Genomic DNA, 19,902 nt, shown 5'->3' with positions numbered 1-19,902 from the left:
GCCCGCCGCGGGGCAGGGCAAGCGCAATAAGAGAGCCGCCGGCCGTCCCAAGCCTGCTTGGGGCCTGGTCGAGGAGGGGCATTCATGAGCCGTCGGCTATGGCTGATCGTGCCCGCCGCCGGGCAGGGGAGAAGGATGGGCGCGGACCGCCCCAAGCAGTACCTGGAGCTGGCCGGGCGGCCGATCCTGGCGCGCACCCTGGCGCGGCTGCACCAGGCCTTCCCCGAGGCCCGGCTCTGCCTCTGCCTCGATCCCGACGATGCCTGGTTCGATCCCCGCTGGGTGCCCTTCGCCGACTGGCGGCGCACCCCCGGCGGTACCGAGCGGGTAGACAGCGTCAGCGGGGCCCTGGCGGCCATCGCCGCGGAGGCCGATACCGACGACCTGGTGCTGGTCCACGACGTGGCCCGCCCCTGCGTCACCATCGATGACCTGCGTCGGCTCAGGGATGCTGCCTTCGCCGCGCCCGCCGGGGCCATCCTCGCCGCGCCGGTGGCCGACACCATGAAACGCGACGACGGCCGGGGCCGGATCCGCGCCACCGAGCCCCGGGACGGCCTCTGGCACGCCCTGACCCCCCAGGGCTTCGGCTATGGGCTGCTGTGTCGCGCCCTCGAGACGGCCCGGGCCCAGGGCGTGGCGATCACCGACGAGGCCTCGGCGGTGGAGGCCCTGGGCCTGGCGCCACGCCTGGTAAGCGGGCGGCGCGACAACCTCAAGGTTACCCATCCCGATGACCTGGGCCTGGCGGGGTGGATCCTCGCCGCCCAGGACGAGCCTGATCGCAACCCTTATCGTAACCCCGGAGAACCTGCCTGATGCGCCTGAGAATCGGCCATGGCTTCGACGTCCATCGCTTCGGCGAGGGCGACCACCTGATGCTGGGCGGGGTACGCATCCCCTTCGAGCACGGCTTCGTGGCCCACTCCGATGGCGATGTGCTGCTGCATGCCATCTGCGATGCCCTGCTCGGCGCCTGCGCCCTGGGCGATATCGGCCGCCATTTCCCCGACACCGATGCCGCCTGGGCCGGCGCCGACAGCCGCGACCTGCTGCGCCATGTCTATCGCCTGGTGACGGAGGCCGGCTATCGGCTCGGCAACCTGGATGCCACCCTGATCGCCCAGGCCCCCAGGATGGCGCCCCACCTGGCGGCCATGATGACCCACCTGGCCGAGGACCTGGCGGCCCCCCGGGATGCCATCAACCTCAAGGCCACCACCACCGAGCGCCTCGGCTTCACCGGCCGCGGCGAGGGTATCGCCGCCGAGGCGGTGGTGCTGCTGGAGCGCTTGACATGAGCGAGATCAGTTGGCCGCCGAACTGGCCGCGGGCCCTGGAGGCGCGGCTCGGCACGCCGCCGCCGGGGGAGTATCGCGCCACCCCCGAGGCCTTCCTGGTGGAGGAACTGCTCGACTTCGCCCCGGAAGGGCAGGGGGAGCACCTCTGGCTGTGGGTGGAGAAGCGTGACCTGACCACCATCGAGCTGGTCAAGCGCCTGGCCCGGGCCTGCGAGGTGCGGCCGCGGGATATCGGCTACGCCGGCCTCAAGGATCGCCAGGCGGTGACCCGCCAGTGGCTCTCGGTGCATCTGCCCGGCCGCGAGGCGCCGGAGGACCTGGAGGCGCGCCTGGGGGAGACCCCGGTGCGGCTGCTGGAATACCACCGTCATCCCCGCAAGCTCAAGCGCGGGGTGCACAAGGGCAACCGCTTCCGCCTGCGCCTGACCGGCGAGGCCTGCGAGGATCCGGGCTTCGCGGCCCGCTGGCAGGCGCTGATCGAGCAGGGCGTGCCCAACTACTTCGGCCCCCAGCGCTTCGGCCACGAGGGGCGCAACCTGGGGCGCGCCGAGGCCCTGCTGGGGCGCGGTTGGCGCAAGCGCGCCGATCCAGAGGGGCTGCTGCTCTCCGCGGCGCGCAGCTACCTCTTCAATCAGCTGCTGGCGACGCGCATCGCCGAGGGCAACTGGGCCACGCCGCTGCCCGGCGAACTGGTGATCCTGGATGGCACCGCCAGCCAGTTCCTGGTGGAGACACCGGACGAGGAACTCCTGGCCCGGGCCGGGCGCCTCGACCTGCACCCCAGCGGCGTGCTCTGGGGCAAGGGGCCCCTGAGCAGTCGCGAGCAGGCGGCCCGGTATGAACAGGCCCTGACGACGCTGGCGCCGGCGCTCTGCGCCGGCCTCGAGGCCGCTGGGGTGAGCCTGGGGCGGCGTGCCCTGCGCCTGCGCCTGGGGCATCCCAGCCTGCAGCGGGACGCGGGCGGCCTCTGGCTCGCCTTCGACCTGCCCCGGGGCGGCTTCGCCACCGCCGTGCTCCGGGAACTGATCAGTCACCCGACCCTTTAGCCCCAGAACCCGACGACGATTCGCCGCGAGTATCATCCGCTCAGCCGGTGGATAAGACGAGGACCCAGGATGCGACGACTGCTGCTCTCCAATGACGATGGCGTTCACGCGCCGGGGCTGCGCGCCCTCCATGACGCCCTGGCGGGCCTGGCCAGGCTGCGGGTGGTGGCCCCGGATCGCGACAAGAGCGGGGCCAGCAACTCCCTGACCCTGACCCGTCCGCTGTCGCTCAACGCCCTGGACAACGGTTTCTACGGCGTCGACGGCACCCCGGCGGACTGCGTCTACCTGGGCGTCAGCGACCTCTGGGAGGAGACCCCGGACCTGGTGATCTCCGGCATCAACCACGGCGCCAACTTGGGCGACGACGTCCTCTATTCCGGCACCGTGGCGGCGGCCATGGAGGGGCGCAACCTGGGCATGACGGCCATCGCCATGTCGCTGGTGGGCAGTCGCCATTTCGAGACCGCCGGCCGGGTGGCGGCGAGCCTGGTCAATGCCGCCGACACCCTGTCGCTGCCGCCCCGCAGCCTGCTCAATGTCAATGTGCCCGACCGGCCCTGGCACGAGATCCAGGGCTTTCGGGTGACGCGGCTGGGCTTCCGCGGCCCCGCCGCCCGTCCGCTGCGGGTCAAGGATCCGCGGGGCCGCGAGCGCTACTGGATTGCCGCCGTGGGGGAGAGCGCCGACGACGGTCCCGATACCGATTTCGCCGCCGTGGAGGCGGGCTATGTGTCCATCACGCCGCTGCAGACCGACCTGACCCGGCATGCGGCCCTGGCTGACGTACGAGGCTGGTTGGATGCACTCGCTTGACCTGCGTGGTATCGGCATGACCTCCCAGCGCACCCGGGACCGCCTGGCGCGGCGCCTGGCCCGGGCCGGCATCGAGGAGCCTCGGGTGCTGGAGGTGATGGCCGCCGAGCCGCGCCACCTGTTCCTCGACGAGGCTTTGGCCCACCGCGCCTACGAGGATACCGCCCTGCCCATCGGCCATGGCCAGACGCTTTCCCAGCCCGGGATGGTGGCACGCATGAGCGAACTGGTGGTCAATGAAGCACCGCGGCGGGTGCTGGAGATCGGCACCGGCTCCGGCTACCAGACCCTGATCCTGGCGCGGCTGGTGCCCGAGGTGTGGTCGGTGGAGCGCATCGCCGCCCTGCATCGCCGCGCCGGGGAGCGGTTGCGGCGGCTGGGGGCCTACAACGCTCATCTGCGCCTGGCCGATGGCGGCCATGGCTGGCCGGAGGCGGCGCCCTTCGATGTGATCCTGCTCACCGCCTGCGCCAGTGAACTGCCCGAGGCGCTGCTGGAACAGCTGACAGAGGGCGGGGTGCTGATCGCTCCCCTGGAGGAGAGCGACGGCCAGCAGTGGTTGACCCGGGTTCAGCGCCAGGGGCAGGGTTACGATTATCAGCGGCTCGAGCGGGTTCGCTTCGTGCCGCTACTGGAAGGAGTCATTCGTTGAAGTCCAAGGTTAGCGTTTTCCTCAAGGGCGCCGGCATGGGGGCCGCCGACGCGGTGCCCGGGGTCTCCGGAGGCACCATCGCCTTCGTCACCGGCATCTACGAGGAGTTGATCCATACCATCAAGCAGTTCGGTCCCAGCGCCTTCGGCGCCTGGCGCCGCGGTGGCCTGAGCGGCCTGGCCCTGCACCTCAACCTGGCCTTCGTGGGGCCGCTGCTGCTGGGCATCGGCATCAGCCTGGTCAGCGTGGCGCATCTGGTCACCTGGCTGCTGGAGGCTCAGCCGCTGCTGCTGGATGCCTTCTTCTTCGGCCTGGTGGCCGCCTCGGCCCTGGTGGTCAGCCGCAGCCTGCGGAACTGGCGCCTCTGGCATGTGCTGCCGCTGATCGGCGGCCTGCTGCTGGCCCGCGCCCTGCCGGGGCTGATGCCCCTGGTGGCGGAGCTGGGGGCGGAGTCGCTGATGCTGGTGGTGGCCGGCGCCATCGCCATCAGTGCCCTGCTGCTGCCGGGGCTCTCGGGCAGCTTCCTGCTGCTGACCATGGGGCTCTATGGCACCGTGATGGAGGGCATCAAGGGCTTCGATCTGGCGCTGATCGCCCAGTTCGGGGTGGGCTGTTTGCTGGGGTTGTTCTTCTTCTCGCGGCTGCTCTCCTGGTTGCTGCACCATGCCCGCACCGGCACCCTGCAGCTGATGATCGGTTTTATCGTCGGTTCCCTGCCGCTGCTCTGGCCCTGGCGGGAACTGGTGCGCTACCAACTCGGGCCGGCGGAGCAGATGATCCCCCTGGACTATCGCTACCTGCTACCCCATGACTATGCCCAGCTTACCGGCGAATCGGCCCAGCTCGTTCCCGTGCTGGCGCTGATGCTGGCAGGCTTGATTCTGGTGCTGGTGATCAGCCGACAGGCCGGATCCCAGGCATCCCAAGGAGGACATTGATGCGTAAGGCACTCTTGGTATCGGCGGTGGCCCTGGCCATGGCGGGCTGTGCCGCCCAGCAGCAGCCCGGTGGCCAGGTCACCGTGCGTGATCTCTCGGTGGCCCGCGAAGCCACGGCGCCCGCCAGCTACACCGTGGAGCCCGGCGATACCCTCTATGGTATCGCCTGGCGTCACGACATGGATTATCGCGAGCTGGCGCGGCTCAACCAGATTGGGCCTCCCTATCAGTTGCAGCCCGGTCAGCAACTGCGGCTGGGCGACGACGAGGACGGGCGGGCCCTGGCCGACACCGCCAGCGAGGCGCGCCCCGGCGGCATCCAGGTCACGCCCCTGGGCGAGGCGCCGGCGGACGGCGACCTGGACTGGCTGGCCCCGGACGAGTCCGCCATCGAGCGCAATCGGCGCCTGAGCGCCACCCCCCTGGAGGGGGAGGCGATGGCGGCGGCCGACCAGGTGACCGAGACCGAGGTGGTCGCGCCCGGCCCGGTCGTCAATCCCGACAGCCCGGGGGCCGATGGCCGCCTCAGCGAGCGCGACCTGGCCGAGCGCGAGGCGCGCCAGGCACAGGAGGCGGCCTCCCGTGAGTCCGCCGTTGAGAGCTCAAGCACCGAGAGCCGGGATACTGACGCTCGTGACGTCGCCGACACCGAATCGTCATCGTCGGTGGCGGATACTGAGTCCCAGGAGGAGGCCGCGGCCCCGGCCGAGGAGGCCGCCCCGGCCAGCCGCAATGGCCAGCGCACCTATACGCCGGTGGCCGAAGTGTCCTGGCAGTGGCCGACGGAGGGTGAGCTGGTGGGCAGTTTCGGCGACGGTGGCAATATCACCGCCGGCATTGATATCGCCGGACAAAAGGGGCAATCTGTCAAGGCAGCCGGACCAGGCATCGTGGTCTATGCGGGCAGTGGCGTCAGGGGGTACGGTAACCTGATCCTGCTCAAGCACAACGACGAATACCTCAGCGCCTACGCCCACAACGACAGCCTGAGCGTCAGCGAGAACGACGTGGTGGAGGCGGGCGAGGTGATCGCTACCATGGGTGATACCGATGCCGACCGGGTCAAGTTGCACTTCGAGGTGCGGCGTAACGGCCAGCCTCAGGACCCCCTGACATTCCTGCCGTCGCGCTGATGCGGCGGCCGCTATAACAGCAAGCCAGGATCGAAGGGTGGCCGCCGGTGGCGGCCATAGTTCCAGGGTCTGATGAATGGGGTAGTATATGAGCATGCTCGAACGCGATCTGCAGGACATGGAAATCGAGTCCGTCGACGAAGCCCTCAATCAAGAAGAGGAGGTGGTCGACGATGACAAGGCGTCCGATGAGTTCGAGAAGGCCCTCAGCCGTGAAGAGAACACCTACCATCATAGCCTGGATGCCACCCAGATCTATCTCAACGAGATCGGCTTCTCGCCGCTGCTGACCCCCGAAGAGGAGGTCCACTACGGGCGTTTGGCCCAGGCCGGCGACCCCGCCGGGCGAGCGCGGATGATCGAGTCCAACCTGCGTCTGGTGGTCAAGATTGCCCGCCGTTACCTCAACCGGGGCCTGTCGCTGCTCGACTTGATCGAGGAGGGCAACCTGGGCCTGATCCGCGCCGTCGAGAAGTTCGACCCGGAGCGGGGGTTTCGCTTCTCCACCTATGCCACCTGGTGGATTCGCCAGACCATCGAACGTGCGCTGATGAACCAGACCCGCACCATTCGCCTGCCGATCCATGTGGTCAAGGAACTCAATATCTACCTGCGGGCGGCCCGGGAGCTGACCCAGAAGCTCGATCACGAGGCCACTCCCGAGGAGATCGCCGACTTCCTCGACAAGCCGGTGGCCATGGTAAAGAAGATGCTGGGCCTCAACGAGCGGGTCTCCTCGGTGGATTACCCCATGGGCAGCGAGAGCGACAAGCCGCTGATCGAGACCCTGGCCGACGACAACGATCAGGGCCCGGAATCCTGGCTGCTGGACGTGGACGTCAAGCAGCACGTGGATGACTGGCTGGCGGAGCTCACCGACAAGCAGATGGAGGTGGTGGTACGCCGCTTCGGCCTGCGTGGTCACGAGGCCGCTACCCTGGAAGAGGTGGGCGAGGAAATCGGCCTGACCCGGGAACGGGTGCGCCAGATCCAGGTGGAGGCCTTGAAGAAACTGCGCCGGGTGCTGGAGAAGCAGGGCCTGGACCTGGACGCCATCTTCGAATAACCCGGCGGCATCGATGGACTCCCGAGGGGGCGGCGCCTGGCGTCGTCCCCTTATTCGTTGGGGGATATCACCAGGCTTTCGTCTTACACCTAGATATATTTTCTATCTGAGACATTTTTAACAAATAATGATGTTAAAAATAGCGCCATATTTGGTGGTTAGATGGCGTGAAATCGGGGCTTTTCTGGCAAATAATCATGCCTTCCTGACGATTTGCCGAAAGAGCCCCTGGAGACGCCCATGGCACGCCCCCTGATCGCCGATATCGACCTCGAGGCCCTGCGCCACAATTACTGCCTGGCCCGCGACCTGGCGCCCGACAGCCAGGCGGTGGCGGTGCTCAAGGCGGATGCCTATGGGCATGGCGCCGTGGCCTGTGCCAGGGCCCTGGAAGACCTGGCCCCGGCCTTCGCGGTGGCCTGCATCGAGGAGGCGCTGAGCCTGCGTGAGGCGGGTATCGCCACGCCCATCGTGCTGCTGGAGGGCATCTTCGAGGCCGGCGAGCTGGAACTGGTGGATGCCCACGGCTTGTGGATCGCCGTGCATAGCGACTGGCAACTGGAGGCGCTGCTCGCCTATCGCCCCCAGCAGCCGATTCCGGTGTGGCTCAAGGTGGACTCCGGGATGCATCGCCTGGGCTTCGCCCCGGAGCAGGCCGCGGCGGTCTGGGCACGGCTGGCGGCGGCCCCGGAGGTGGTCGGCGAGATGCAGCTGATGAGCCACTTCGCCACCGCCGATGCGACCCATCCGGCCTATTTCGAGACCCAGTTGCTGCGCATGCGCGCCCTGGCCGAGCGGCTCGACGCGCCCCTGTGCCTGGCCAACTCCCCGGCCACCCTGGCTCATCCCGAGGCCCACGGCGCCTGGAACCGCCCCGGGGTGATGCTCTACGGCAGCGACCCGCTCGAGGTGGCCAACGACGCGAGCCGCGGCCTGCAGCCGGTGATGACCCTGCGCTCCGAGATCATCGCCGTGCGTGAGCTGGCGCCCGGCGAGCCGGTGGGCTATGCCGGGCGCTGGAAGGCATCGCGTCCCGCGCGGATCGGCGTGGTGGCCTGCGGCTATGGCGACGGCTATGATCGCCACGCCGTAGACGGCACCCCGGTGCTGGTCGATGGCCGGCGTACCGCCATCGCCGGCAAGGTCTCCATGGATATGCTGACCGTGGATATCACCGAGATCCCCGAGGCGGAGATCGGCAGCGAGGTGGTGCTCTGGGGCCGTGCCGCCAATGGTCGCGTGCTTAGCGTGGACGAGGTGGCCCGCCACTGCGACACCATCAGCTACACCCTGTTGACCGGGGTGCTGCCGAGGGTGCCGAGACGCTATAATCGCGGCTGATTCCCCGTCGGTTGCCGCTATGTCCAAGGACGATTCCCAGACCCACTTCGCCCATCCCCGCTACTGGCCCGCTTGGTTGGGCATCGGCGCCATGCGCCTCGCGGCCTGGCTGCCCTGGCGCCTGAAGCTGGCCCTGGGCAAGGGGATCGGCCTGCTGGCCTGGCGCCTGGCCAGGCGCCGGCGCCATATCACCGAGACCAACCTGCGGCTGTGCTTCCCGGAGCTTTCCGAGGCGCGCCGCGCCGAGCTGGTGCGCGAGACCTTCGTCGCCAATGGCATCGGCCTGCTGGAGACCGCCACCGGCTGGTGCCGCGACCCGGAGCATCTGCGCCACCGGGTCACCTTCAAGGGGCAGGAGCATAGGGCCCGACTGCAGGCCGAGGGCAAGGGGGCGTTGATTCTCGGCATTCACTTCTCGACCCTGGACCTGGGCGGCGCGCTTCATTCGCTCTACTTCCGTGCCGACGCCGTGCAGCGTCCCCACGACAATGCGCTCTTCAACCGTTTCATGGGGCGCGCCCGGGCACCTTACTTCGATACGGTCCTCGACCGTCATGATTTGCGCGGCGTGGTGCGGCGCATCAAGGCCGGTCATGGGGTCTGGTACTCCCCGGACCAGGACTTCGGTCGCGATGCCAGCGTCTTCGCCCCCTTCTTCGGCATATCGGCGGCCACGGTCCGGATGACCTCGCGTATCGCACGCATGACCGGGGCCCCGGTCATCCCGCTGATCTTCCACCGCAACCCGGACAATCGCACCTATACCCTGGAGTACCTGCCGCCGCTCGAGAACTTCCCCAGCGGCGATGAGGTGGCCGATGCCACCCGCGTCAATGCGGTGATCGAGGCGGCGATCCGCAAGCACCCGGAGCAGTACCTGTGGCTGCATCGGCGCTTCAAGACCCGCCCCGAGGGTGAACCCGGGTTCTACTGACGCTTCGCGTCAAGCTGGAAGAGCGGCGCTTCGCGCCTGGAAGCTGGAAGCCATAAGAAACCCCCACGGACCTTGCGGTCGTGGGGTTTCTTTCAGCTTAACGCTTACGGCTTCCGGCTCCGGCGAAGCCGGTCAGGCGTCGATACGCTTGTATTTCATCCGATGCGGGGTGTCGTTGCCGACCCGCTTCCTGTGATCCGCCTCGTACTCGGTGTAGTTGCCTTCGAAGAACACCACCTGGGAGTCGCCCTCGAAGGCGAGCACATGGGTGGCGATGCGGTCGAGGAACCAGCGATCGTGGGAGATCACCATGGCGCAGCCGGGGAAGGCCAGCAGGGCCTCTTCCAGGGCGCGCAGGGTCTCGATATCCAGGTCGTTGGAGGGCTCGTCGAGGAGCAGCACGTTGGCGCCCTGCTTCAGGGTCTGGGCCAGCTGCAGGCGGCCGCGCTCGCCCCCGGAGAGGTCCGACAGGCGCTTCTGCTGGTCGTTGCCCTTGAAGTTGAAGCGCCCCACATAGGCCCGCGAGGAGACCTCGTAGCCATTGATATTGAGGATGTCCTGGCCGTCGGAGACCGCTTCCCAGACCGTCTGCTTGTTGTCCAGGGCATCGCGCAGCTGCTCCACATAGGCGATATCCACGGTCTCGCCGATCACCACCTCGCCGGCATCGGGCTGCTCGGTGCCCTTGACCAGCTTGAACAGGGTCGACTTGCCGGCGCCGTTGCCGCCGACGATGCCGACGATGGCCCCCTGGGGCACGGTGAAGGAGAGGTCCTCGTAGAGCAGCTTGTCATCGAAGCGCTTGGAGACGCCGTGGAACTCGATGACCTTGTCGCCCAGGCGCTTGCCGGGCGGAATATAGATCTCGTTGGTCTCGTTGCGCTTCTGGAAGTCGCCGGACTGCATCTCCTCGAAGCGGTTGAGGCGCGCCTTGCTCTTGGCCTGGCGGCCCTTGGCGTTGGAGCGCACCCACTCCAGTTCGTGCTTGATGGCCTTCTGGCGCGAGGCCTCCTGCTTGGCCTCCTGCTCCAGGCGCTTCTCCTTGGATTCCAGCCACTGGGAGTAGTTGCCTTCGAAGGGGATGCCCTGGCCGCGGTCGAGCTCGAGGATCCAGCCGGCCACGTTGTCGAGGAAGTAACGGTCGTGGGTGATCGCCACCACGGTGCCGTTGTAGTCGTGGAGGAAGCGCTCCAGCCAGGCCACGGACTCGGCGTCCAGGTGGTTGGTGGGCTCGTCCAGCAGCAGCATATCGGGGCCGGAGAGCAGCAGGCGACACAGCGCCACCCGGCGGCGCTCGCCCCCGGAGAGGTTGCCGACCTTGGCCTCCCAGGGCGGCAGGCGCAGGGCGTCGGCGGCTACCTCGAGCTTGCGCTCCAGGTTATGGGCGTCGGCGGCCTCGATGATGTTCTCGAGGCGCGCCTGCTCGGCGGCCAGGGCGTCGAAATCGGCATCCGGCTCGGCGTAGGCGGCGTAGACGGCGTCGAGCTTGGCCTGGGCATCCTTGATCTCGCCCAGGGCCTCTTCCACGGTCTCGCGGACGTTCTTGTCGTCGTCGAGCTCGGGCTCCTGGGGCAGGTAGCCGACGTTGATGCCCGGCATGGGGCGCGCCTCGCCCTCGAACTCGGTGTCGACGCCGGCCATGATGCGCAGCAGGGTCGACTTGCCCGCGCCATTGAGGCCCAGCACGCCGATCTTGGCACCGGGGAAGAAGGACAGGGAGATGTCCTTGAGGATCTGCTTCTTGGGGGGCACGATCTTGCCCACCCGGTTCATGGTGTAGACGTATTGCGCCATGGAAAGCCACTTCGGTTGAGGGGTTTTTCGCTGGCACGATGATAGTGCCCAGGGCCCGGAAAGGCCAGTCGGCGGCGGCGGTCGGCTGGGCGATGGCAAGCCGGGATAACGACGCGGGGCGCCCTGGGGCGCCCCGCCGGGTGGGTTGGGATTGAGGTTAGAGCAGCTCTTCGGCGGCCAGGGCCAGCCGCGAGCGCTCGATGCTGCGCAGGGTGATATGGCCGGCATGGGGCCAGTGGCGGAAGCGCTGCACCAGCGCCGCCATGCCGCAGGTGTTGGGGGTCAGGTAGGGGGTGTCGATCTGCCCCACATTGCCCAGGCAGACGATCTTGGTGTTGCGTCCGGCCCGGGTGACCAGTGACTTGAGCTGCTTGGGCGTGAAGTTCTGCGCCTCGTCGATGATCAGGAAGGTGTCGTTGAGGGTCCGCCCGCGCATAAAGCCCGGCGAGCGGATCTGCACCCGGGAGCCGATCAGCGAGCGGGTGGCGTCCTCGCTCCAGCTGCTGGAGCCATCCTTCTCGTCGCGCAGCAGGTTATCCATGTTGTCGTGGAAGGCGCCCATCCAGGGCGACATCTTCTCCTCCTCGGTGCCGGGCAGGAAGCCGATATCCTCGCTCATGGAGATCGGCGCCCGGGTGAAGACGATACGCTCGAACTGCTTGCCATCCAGGGTCTGCTGGAAGGCCGCCGCCAGGGTCATGTAGGTCTTGCCGGTGCCGGCGCCGCCGGCGATGGTCACCAGGTCGATATCCGGGTCCATCAGCAGATTCAGGGCGAAGTTCTGTCGGCTGTCGTGGGCATGCACGCCCCAGACGCTGGCCTTGTGGCGGTAGTTGGTCAGCAGCTGCAGGCGTGCCCGACCCGGCTCCAGTTCGCGGATAATGGCCTCGAAGTGGGCGCCGTTTTCGTCGTCGGAGACCAGCATGCCCACATGCCAGTCGTCGGGCAGCTCGCCGCGCAGGGCATAGAAGGTGTGATGATCGGCGCGCTCCACCTCGACCTCGACGGCCAGCGACTCCCAGAGGGCGCTGCCGTCATGACCGGCGCTGGCGACGATCTGGGCGCCTTCGCTCATGGCGTCGCTGTCGTCGAAGGCGCGATCGGTAAGGTAGTCCTCCACCGGCACCTTGAGGGCGGCGGCCTTGACCCTGAGGTTGATGTCCTTGGTGACCAGAATCACCGAGGCGTCCGGGTACTCGTCGCGCAGCCGGCAGGTCTCGGCGAGGATCTGGTTGTCGGGGCTCTCCTCCAGATGATCCAGGGGGGCCAGGTCCCGGTAGCAGAGGAACAGCAGGCGCCCGCTGGGGGCGTCGTTGGCCCGGGGGATGGGAATGCCGTGGGGGATCTCGTCGAAGGCGACCTGGTTGGTCAGCTCCGAGAGGGTACGGCTGACCTGACGGGCGGTACGGGCAATTTCACGAATGCCGTTCTTGTGCTTGTCGAGCTCCTCGAGGACCGTCATGGGAATGGCGACGTCATGTTCCTCGAACTGGTAGATGGCCGTGGGGTCATGCAGCAGGACATTGGTATCCAGCACGTAGAGCCGAGTGGGCTTCTTGTCGATTCGCACCATCGTTGGAAGCGCTCCTTGGTTGACGGCATGATCGACATTGGCAGTGACACCTTACGGTCATATGACAGCCTGTCATAAGGGCGTCGCGCCAATGCCGCTTCCCTGGTATGACGTGCCTCCTCTATGGCCCGGGATACTCCCTTTGACCCTAGAATGCGCCGCTTGACTCGTCGCTGCCAGCGACGTGCTTCAACGCTTTCTCGAGGTGGCGAGGCCGCCCGGAGCCTTGCCTTCGCCACCAGGCCCCGACGGCGAGGAGCGAGGCACTCGAGGCGCCTAGTCGAGAGGGTTGCCGAGGAAGCGGGTCGCCCGCGGGTCACGCGCGTACGCCACATTGAGGCGTATCCAGGGCGAGTCGGTACCCTGGGGATGGAAGGCATGCCCCGGCGACAGGCTGATACCGGCCCGCTGGGCACCTTGCACGAGTCGGGTGGAGGACTCGATCCGGGGGTGTCGTGCCCAGAGGAACATACCGCCGGCCGGTTCCGCGAAGACCTCCCAGCCGGCCTCCCCGAGCAGATGCCGCGTCGCGGCCATCTGATCCCCAAGCTTGATCCTGAGCCGCTCCGTCAGCTTCCGGAAGGATCCGTTCCGGAGCATGGTGGCGACCACCTGCTCCGAGAATCGCGAGGCCGAGATGCTGGTCAGCATCTTCACGTCGACCAACCGCTTGACGAGGGCGGGGGCCGCGGCAATAAAGCCAACCCTGAGGGAACAGGACAGGCTCTTGGAGAAGCTGCCCAGGTAAATGACCCGTTCCAGGCCATCCAGGGCGGCGAGCCGTATCGTGGGATCGTGCTGGAAGTCGGCGTAGATGTCGTCCTCGACGATCCGGAAGCCGTGCCTTTCCGCCAGTTGAAGCACCCGGTGGGCGACCGTCGGGGTCAGTGTCGTACCGGTGGGATTGTGGAAGACGCTGTTGGTGAAGAACAGCTTGGGCCTGTACCGCCTGAGCAGCGCTTCCAGGTGTTCCGTGTCCGGCCCGCCGGCCAGGCGTGGTATGCCGATGACCGTGATCCGTTGCAGGTGCAGCAGGCCGAAGAGGTTGTAGTAGCCCGGGGACTCGACGAAGACGACGTCACCGGGCTCGAGCATCAGCCGCACGATAAGATCCAGCGCATGGCTGCCGCCTGCCGTCAGCAGGATCTGCCGGGCAGGGGCCTCGAGGCCGAGGCGTCGTAGCCGCTCCTGAAGCAGGGAGCGAAGCTCCGGTGTGCCCATGGGGGTGCCGTAATCGAAGAGGCTGGCGTCGCCTTGCCGGGCGACCTGGCGTATCGCCTGGGTCAGGTCGTCACTCTCGCGCCAGTGGCCGGGCAACCAGCCACACCCCAGTTTCAGGTCCCCCTTATCGGCCCGGAAGAGCTTCCACATCTCGCCGGTAACGTCCTCCAGGTCGGCAGTCTTCACGCCGGCCTTCGACAAACCGCGGGTCGCGCCGGCCGCCACGAAGAACCCCGACCCTGGCTTGGAACGAATCCAGCCATGCGCCACCAACTGCTCGTAGGCCTCGATCACCGTGTTGCGGCTGATGCCATGGGCCGCCGACAGGCGCCGGATCGAGGGCAGCCGCTGGCCACCCGCAATACCGTGGCGTTCGATCCACTCACGAATGCCATCCACCAGTTGCTGGACGATGGGGGTGTTCGAGTGCCTGTCGAGGCAAAGCTTCATTGGCAGGAAACTCTCCGTTGCATCCAACCGTTCGGGAAAACGCCGGAACAGTGCCGTCTTAACCAGGGGAAGTGTACCTTACCCCAACTTGATGGGGATGCGAGGCTGAGACGCCATGCCGTCAGGCATGAGCACCGATGATCGCCCGACAGGAAGCGTCTCCATGCATCGAATCTCTGCCCTCCGTCTCGCCTTCGCCCTGTGCATGATCACCACGGCGGTGAATCTGCAGGCCCCGCTCTACGCCGCCCTGGCGACCCGGGATGGGGTCGGCGTCGGCGCCACGACCCTGGCCTTCGCCTGCTACGTGCTCGGCGTCCTGCCGGTGCTGCTGGCCTTGAGCGGGCTCGCCGAGCGCCTGGGACAGCGTGCACTGATCGTCTTCGCACTACTGCTGTGCCTGGTGGCCACGACCCTGACGCTCGTCGCCCCGGGACTCCTCTCCCTGGGCATTGCCCGCTTCCTGATGGGGATCGGCACGGCGCTGACCTCGGCCGTGGCGCCGGCGTACATGCTCGAGTTCTTTGCGGGCGAGGATACCCGGAGGCCGACCACCTGGGTGACGGCGAGCACGGCGCTCGGCTTCGGCCTCGGCGCGGCCTTTACCAGCCTGTTCGTGCTGCATTCGCCGAGCCTGACGCCGCCCAGCCTGGGGTGGTATCTGGGGGCGGCCACCCTGGCACTGCTGCTGGTGTTATCCCTGAAGGACGAGGCACCCAGGCGGGACCTAGGCGGGATACTGCGCCTGCCGGCCTATCCGCCCGGTGCCTTCGGCTATGGGTTGGCGATCCTCACGGCCTGGGCCACCGTGGGGCTGGTGATCGCCATCCTGCCTTCGGCCCTGGCCCGACATGGGCTGTCGGGCTGGGCCGGCTTCGCGACCTTCGGTATCTGCAGCTGCGGGGTGTTGTTCCAGCCGCTGGCGCGCAGGCTGTCGCCGCGGGTCGCGACCCGGGTCGGCCTGCTTATCCTGCCCCTGGCCTATGCCCTGATCGCCTGGGGTGCCGTGCAGGGGAGGCTGAGTGCCGTGCTGATTGGCACCGTCGTGGCGAGCAGCGCCTGCTATGGTTTCGTCTACCTCGGTGGCCTGAGCGGGGTGCTCGAGGTGGCCGGGGAAGACAAGTCCCGGGCCAGTGCCGGCTATTTCCTGATGGCCTATCTCGGCTTCAGTCTTCCCGTGATCGCCACCGGGGCCCTGATCGATGCCCTCGGACACGCGCTGGCGCTGACACTCTTCGGGGCGGCGGTGTTGGCAAGTTCGCTGATTGCGGCCTGGAGCCTCCAGGGTCCCCGGTCTCGCGGTGACCAGGGGGAGCGAGTCCTGGCCAGCCGGAGCGAGTAGCGCCGCCCCGGAATAACGATAGCGTGATAACCTTAGTGCGACTTTCATCAGGGCTTGCTGCCGTTACCCCGTGGCAAGCCTTCCCCGGATCGTTGCTTCCTGGAGATGGCATGACACTGTTGCGTGGGTTCCTGTGGCTGCTCGGTTTCCAACTGCTGGGGCAGGTGGCCGTCGAGTGGCTGTCGCTGCCGGTCTCCCACGCCATGGCCGGGCTGCTGTTGCTGCTGGTCTGGCTGCTGGTGACGCGGCGGCTCAACGAGGGCGTGGCCGCGGCGAGCCAGGCGCTGATACCGCTGCTCGCCATGCTGATCATGCCCGGGGTGGTGGGGGTGTTCTTCGTGATCGATGAGTTCGCCGGCCACTGGACGGCGGTGATGCTTGCCCTGGTCCTGGGGACCCTGCTTAGCGTGCTGACCACGCTCTGGCTGATGCGGCGCTTTATGCCAGGGGATCTGGTGAGTAGCGATACGCCGGAGCCACGGCCATGAGCGGGTGGCAGACGTTGGTGCCGGACGGGCCGATCCTGGCCATCGCCCTGACCCTGGCCGCCTATCTCGGTGGCGTGCGTCTGTTCGAGCGGCTCGGCCGGCCGAGCTGGTGTCCGGCCGTGCTGATCGGGGCGCTGCTGACCGCGACGGGCCTCTGGCTGCTGGGCCTGCCGTACCCCGACTACCAGCACGATATCGCCTGGCTGACCCTGCTGCTGGGCCCGGTCACCGTGGCCCTGGCGGTGCCCCTCTACCAGCAGCGTCGGCATATCCTCGCCCTGTGGAAGCCGATCCTCTGCTGCCTGCCACTCGCCGCCGCCCTGGCGGCGCTCTATGCCGTGGTGATCGCCTGGCTACTGGGCGCGCCGCCCCCGGTGCTGGCCTCCCTGGCGCCGAAGTCGGTCACCGCGCCCCTGGCCATCGGTATCCAGGAGCAGATCGGCGGCTCGCCATCGCTGATGCTGGGCGGCCTGCTGATCACCGGGGTCATGGCGACCCTCTTCGTGACCTGGCTGGCGCGCCTGTTCAAGATCAGCGACCCGCGCCTGATCGGCTTCGCACTGGGCGTGAACGGCCACGCCATCGGCACCGTCCGGGCGTTCGAGCTCGGGCCCACCGCCGGCGCCTTCGCGTCCCTGGGCATGAGCCTGACCGGGGTATTTTCCGCGCTCTTCCTGCCGCTGGTCTGGCGGCTCTTCGGCTCCTGAGAGACGGGCCCTTCAGGCGTGGATCAGCACCCGCTCGCCGTCGAAACGCACCGGCCAGGTGCGCAACTTGACGGCGTCGTCCTCCAGGCACTGGCCGTCGGTGAGGCGGAAGTGCTGCTTGTAGAGGGGGGAAGCCACCACCGGCTGGCCCTGGAGATCGCCGACGATGCCCCGGGCGATCACGTTGGCCCCGGAGAAGGGGTCGTGGTTATCCAGGGCATAGAGTGCCTGTTCGTGGCCAGGTAGGTAGAAGAGGGCCACCTGGGCGGGGCCCTCGGCGGTCTCGATCCAGGCGGCGACGCCGGAGAAGGGCACCAGGTCGGCGCGGGTACAGAGGGCTTGCCAGGTCATCTCGGTCTCGTGCTTAAGGGCGGTGGCAGTAGTCATAAATTATTCCTGAGAGTTATCGGGAAATCGGCGAGCGAGATGAAGCGCTAGGCGCGCGGCGCACTGAAGGCGAGACATAACGGGGTGTTAGGCGAGCCTTCGGGGTGCCGCGCAACAACGCGATTCGCTCGCGCAGCCATTTCCTCACGCAGGGCGCAGCTGGCCGCGCTCGCTGGTAAAGATGATGTCCGGGTCCGGGCGGCTGTCGTTGACGAAGCTTCTGAAGCGCTTGAGCTTCTCCGGGTCGTTGACGGCGTTGGCCCATTCGCACTCGTAGGTGTCCACCACCGCCTGCATCTGGCGCTCGAGCTCTTCATTGATGCCTAAGCTGTCCTCCAGGATCACCGCCTTGAGGTAGTCGAGTCCGCCCTCGAGGTTCTCGCGCCACACCGAGGTGCGCTGCAGGCGGTCGGCGGTGCGCACGTAGAACATCAGCACGCGGTCGATGGTGCGGATCAGTGCCTCGTCGTCCAGGTCGGTGGCGAACAGCTCGGCGTGGCGCGGGCGCATGCCGCCGTTGCCGCAGACGTAGAGGTTCCAGCCGTGCTCGGTGGCGATCACGCCGATGTCCTTGCTCTGGGCCTCGGCACACTCCCGGGTACAGCCGGAGACGGCGAGCTTGATCTTGTGGGGCGAGCGCAGGCCCTTGTAGCGATGCTCGAGCCTGATCGCCATGCCCACGCTGTCGTCCACGCCGTAGCGGCACCAGGTGCTGCCGACGCAGGACTTCACGGTGCGCAATGACTTGCCGTAGGCGTGGCCGGTCTCGAAGCCCGCCTCGATCAGTTCGCCCCAGATCGCCGGCAGGTCCTCCAGGCGGGCGCCGAAGAGGTCGATGCGCTGGCCGCCGGTGACCTTGGTGTAGAGGTCGTACTTCTGCGCCACCTGGCCCAGCACCACCAGCTTGTCCGGGGTGATCTCCCCGCCGGCGATGCGCGGCACCACCGAGTAGGTGCCGTTCTTCTGCATATTGGCCATGAAGGTGTCGTTGGTGTCCTGCAGCGGGATATGCGCCGCGTCGGTGATCGGCTCGTTGAAGCAGGAAGCGAGGATCGAGGCCACCGCCGGCTTGCAGATATCACAGCCGAGCCTCGGGGCTGATAGAGAGCCGAGTCTTGGGGCTGATGGAGAGCCCAGGCCGTGGGTCGCGGGGTTGCCGTGCGTTGCCATCAGCTCGCTAAAGGTCTTGATGCCCTCGACGCGGACGATGTCGTAGAGCTCCTGGCGGGTATGGGCGAAGTGCTCGCAGAGCGAGCGGTCCACCTCGACGCCGCGGCTCTCCAGTTCGTGCTCGACCACGCTCTTGAGCAGGGCCGCGCAGCCGCCGCAACCGGTGCTGGCCTTGGTCGCGCCCTTGACGCTGCCCAGGTCCGCGGCGCCGCCGTCGATCGAGGCGCAGACGTCGCCCTTGGTGACGTTATGGCAGGAGCAGATCATGGCCGTCTCGGGCAGGGCGTCGGGGCCCAGCGCCGGCGCCCCCTCGCTGCTCGGCAGGATCAGCGAGGCGGGATCCTTGGGTAGCTCGATGCCGTTGGCGTAGTACTGCATCAGGGTGTCGTAGGTGGTGTTGTCACCCACCAGCATGGCGCCGAGCAGTTTCTTGCCGTCGCCGGAAACCACCAGCTTGCGGTACTCCTGCTTGATCTGGTCCAGGTAACGGAACATCCGTGCGCCCGGGGTACGGTCGCCGTGGGCATCGCCGATGGCGCCCACGTCGACGCCGAGCAGCTTGAGCTTGGTGCTCATATCGGCGCCGCCGAAGGTCTCGGCCTCGCGGTCGAGGGCGTCGGCCATCAGGGTGTCGGCGGCGGCCCGGGCCATCTGGTAGCCGGGGGCCACCAGGCCGAAGATGCTGTTGTTCCAGAGGGCCACCTCGCCGACCGCCAGGATCGCCGGGTCGCTGGTCAGGCAGCGGTCGTCGATGACCACGCCGCCGCGCTTGCCGAGCTCCAGGGCGCTGTCGCGGGCCAGTTCGTCCCGGGGGCGGATGCCGGCGGAGAAGACGATCAGGTCGGCCTCCAGCACCTTGTCGTCCTGGAACACCATGCGGTGCTGGCCGGCCTCGCCGTCCTCGATGCGCTGGGTGGCGCGCTCGGTCAGCACCTGTACGCCCAGCGCCTCGATCTTCTCGCGCAGCAGTTCGCCGCCCTCGCTGTCGACCTGCATGGGCATCAGGCGGGGGGCGAATTCCACCACGGCGGTGTCGAGATTCAGGCCACGCAGGGCATTGGCCGCCTCCAGGCCCAGCAGGCCGCCGCCCACCACCACCCCGGTGGCGGCGTTTTCCGCCGCGGCGCGGATGGCGTCCAGGTCATCCAGGGTACGGTAGACCAGGCAGCCCTCCCGGTCGTTGCCGGGAATCGGCGGCACGAAGGGGTAGGAGCCGGTGGCCAGCACCAGGCGGTCGTAGGGGTAGCGGCCCTGGGGAGTGACCACCTCACCCGTGTCGCGGTCGATGGCGGTGACGGCCTCGTGCAGGCGCAGTTCGATGCCGTGCTCGGCATAGTAGTCGCCGGTGGAGAGGGCGAGCGACTCGGCATCGCGGCCGGCGAAGTACTCGGAGAGGTGCACCCGGTCATAGGCCAGGTGGCGCTCCTCGCCGAACACGGTGATGGCATAGCGCTGATGGGCGCCGCGTTCGACCAGTTGCTCGACCAGGTGGTGGCCGACCATGCCGTTACCGATGATGATCAACTGCTGTTGCGTGGACATG

18 protein-coding genes are annotated in these 19,902 nt (G+C 67.7%); 13 read left to right on the top strand and 5 right to left on the bottom strand.

Annotation, left to right across the window (positions count from 1 at the left end):
• Positions 1–84: 84 nt before the first annotated feature.
• From ispD to lpxL, 10 genes are all read left to right on the top strand, one after another.
• A complete protein-coding gene (ispD, locus tag ACQ1W9_RS14965) occupies positions 85–819 on the top strand; it encodes a 2-C-methyl-D-erythritol 4-phosphate cytidylyltransferase (RefSeq protein WP_431024085.1) in 735 nt (244 codons plus the stop codon).
• Positions 819–1,301, top strand: coding sequence for a 2-C-methyl-D-erythritol 2,4-cyclodiphosphate synthase (gene ispF, locus ACQ1W9_RS14960; protein ID WP_431024084.1), 483 nt, complete (start codon positions 819–821; stop codon positions 1,299–1,301). Before ispD ends, ispF begins: the two co-directional genes overlap by 1 nt.
• Positions 1,298–2,347 carry a tRNA pseudouridine(13) synthase TruD gene (truD, locus tag ACQ1W9_RS14955; RefSeq protein WP_431024083.1) on the top strand — a complete coding sequence of 350 codons (1,050 nt, stop codon included), beginning with the start codon at positions 1,298–1,300 and terminating at the stop codon, positions 2,345–2,347. Before ispF ends, truD begins: the two co-directional genes overlap by 4 nt.
• 69 nt (positions 2,348–2,416) lie before the next feature.
• Positions 2,417–3,163, top strand: a complete 747-nt coding sequence (surE, locus tag ACQ1W9_RS14950; protein WP_431024082.1) for a 5'/3'-nucleotidase SurE — start codon at positions 2,417–2,419, stop codon at positions 3,161–3,163.
• Entirely contained in the window at positions 3,150–3,815 is a 666-nt protein-coding gene (locus ACQ1W9_RS14945) for a protein-L-isoaspartate(D-aspartate) O-methyltransferase (protein WP_346063930.1), read from the top strand. The genes surE and ACQ1W9_RS14945 overlap by 14 nt, the downstream gene beginning before the upstream one ends.
• Positions 3,816–3,850: 35 nt before the next feature.
• Positions 3,851–4,753 carry a DUF368 domain-containing protein gene (locus ACQ1W9_RS14940; protein ID WP_431026456.1) on the top strand — a complete coding sequence of 301 codons (903 nt, stop codon included), beginning with the start codon at positions 3,851–3,853 and terminating at the stop codon, positions 4,751–4,753.
• Entirely contained in the window at positions 4,753–5,886 is a 1,134-nt protein-coding gene (locus tag ACQ1W9_RS14935; protein WP_431024081.1) for a peptidoglycan DD-metalloendopeptidase family protein, read from the top strand. The genes ACQ1W9_RS14940 and ACQ1W9_RS14935 overlap by 1 nt, the downstream gene beginning before the upstream one ends.
• 94 nt (positions 5,887–5,980) lie before the next feature.
• Complete coding sequence (gene rpoS / locus ACQ1W9_RS14930) at positions 5,981–6,952, top strand: RNA polymerase sigma factor RpoS (protein WP_431026455.1); 972 nt, start codon at positions 5,981–5,983, stop codon at positions 6,950–6,952.
• 240 nt (positions 6,953–7,192) lie between these two features.
• Positions 7,193–8,293 (top strand): alanine racemase, encoded by a 1,101-nt coding sequence (gene alr, locus ACQ1W9_RS14925; protein WP_431024080.1) that lies wholly within the window; start codon positions 7,193–7,195, stop codon positions 8,291–8,293.
• Positions 8,294–8,312: 19 nt separating this feature from the next.
• Positions 8,313–9,227 (top strand): LpxL/LpxP family Kdo(2)-lipid IV(A) lauroyl/palmitoleoyl acyltransferase, encoded by a 915-nt coding sequence (lpxL, locus tag ACQ1W9_RS14920; RefSeq protein WP_431024079.1) that lies wholly within the window; start codon positions 8,313–8,315, stop codon positions 9,225–9,227.
• Positions 9,228–9,359: 132 nt separating this feature from the next.
• Here the strand turns inward: lpxL and ettA are convergent, their stop codons facing one another.
• From ettA to ACQ1W9_RS14905, 3 genes are all read right to left on the bottom strand, one after another.
• Positions 9,360–11,021, bottom strand: coding sequence for an energy-dependent translational throttle protein EttA (ettA, locus tag ACQ1W9_RS14915; protein WP_431024078.1), 1,662 nt, complete (start codon positions 11,019–11,021; stop codon positions 9,360–9,362).
• A gap of 157 nt (positions 11,022–11,178) precedes the next feature.
• A complete protein-coding gene (locus ACQ1W9_RS14910) occupies positions 11,179–12,594 on the bottom strand; it encodes a PhoH family protein (protein ID WP_431024077.1) in 1,416 nt (471 codons plus the stop codon).
• Between the two features lie 276 nt (positions 12,595–12,870).
• Complete coding sequence (locus ACQ1W9_RS14905) at positions 12,871–14,265, bottom strand: PLP-dependent aminotransferase family protein (protein WP_431024076.1); 1,395 nt, start codon at positions 14,263–14,265, stop codon at positions 12,871–12,873.
• Between the two features lie 163 nt (positions 14,266–14,428).
• On the opposite strand from ACQ1W9_RS14905, the gene ACQ1W9_RS14900 reads away from it, so the two are divergent.
• The 3 genes from ACQ1W9_RS14900 to ACQ1W9_RS14890 all read left to right on the top strand — a co-directional run bounded on the left by ACQ1W9_RS14900 (position 14,429) and on the right by ACQ1W9_RS14890 (position 16,802).
• Complete coding sequence (locus ACQ1W9_RS14900; protein ID WP_431024075.1) at positions 14,429–15,607, top strand: MFS transporter; 1,179 nt, start codon at positions 14,429–14,431, stop codon at positions 15,605–15,607.
• Positions 15,608–15,717: 110 nt separating this feature from the next.
• Positions 15,718–16,095 carry a CidA/LrgA family protein gene (locus tag ACQ1W9_RS14895; protein WP_431024074.1) on the top strand — a complete coding sequence of 126 codons (378 nt, stop codon included), beginning with the start codon at positions 15,718–15,720 and terminating at the stop codon, positions 16,093–16,095.
• Positions 16,092–16,802, top strand: a complete 711-nt coding sequence (locus ACQ1W9_RS14890) for an LrgB family protein (RefSeq protein ID WP_431024073.1) — start codon at positions 16,092–16,094, stop codon at positions 16,800–16,802. Before ACQ1W9_RS14895 ends, ACQ1W9_RS14890 begins: the two co-directional genes overlap by 4 nt.
• A gap of 12 nt (positions 16,803–16,814) precedes the next feature.
• Here the strand turns inward: ACQ1W9_RS14890 and nirD are convergent, their stop codons facing one another.
• Together nirD and nirB are read right to left on the bottom strand one after the other, a co-directional pair.
• The gene (nirD, locus tag ACQ1W9_RS14885) at positions 16,815–17,189 is read right to left on the bottom strand and encodes a nitrite reductase small subunit NirD (protein ID WP_431024072.1); all 375 of its coding nucleotides are present in this window, start codon (positions 17,187–17,189) and stop codon (positions 16,815–16,817) included.
• A gap of 144 nt (positions 17,190–17,333) precedes the next feature.
• The gene (gene nirB / locus ACQ1W9_RS14880; RefSeq protein WP_431024071.1) at positions 17,334–19,901 is read right to left on the bottom strand and encodes a nitrite reductase large subunit NirB; all 2,568 of its coding nucleotides are present in this window, start codon (positions 19,899–19,901) and stop codon (positions 17,334–17,336) included.
• Position 19,902 lies beyond the last annotated feature (1 nt).

The sequence above is a fragment of the Halomonas sp. H5 genome (assembly GCF_050613175.1).
Lineage (GTDB): Bacteria > Pseudomonadota > Gammaproteobacteria > Pseudomonadales > Halomonadaceae > Bisbaumannia > Bisbaumannia salifodinae.
Note: the sequence above shows the minus strand (reverse complement) of the source record. Positions and strands in the feature narration are given on the sequence as shown.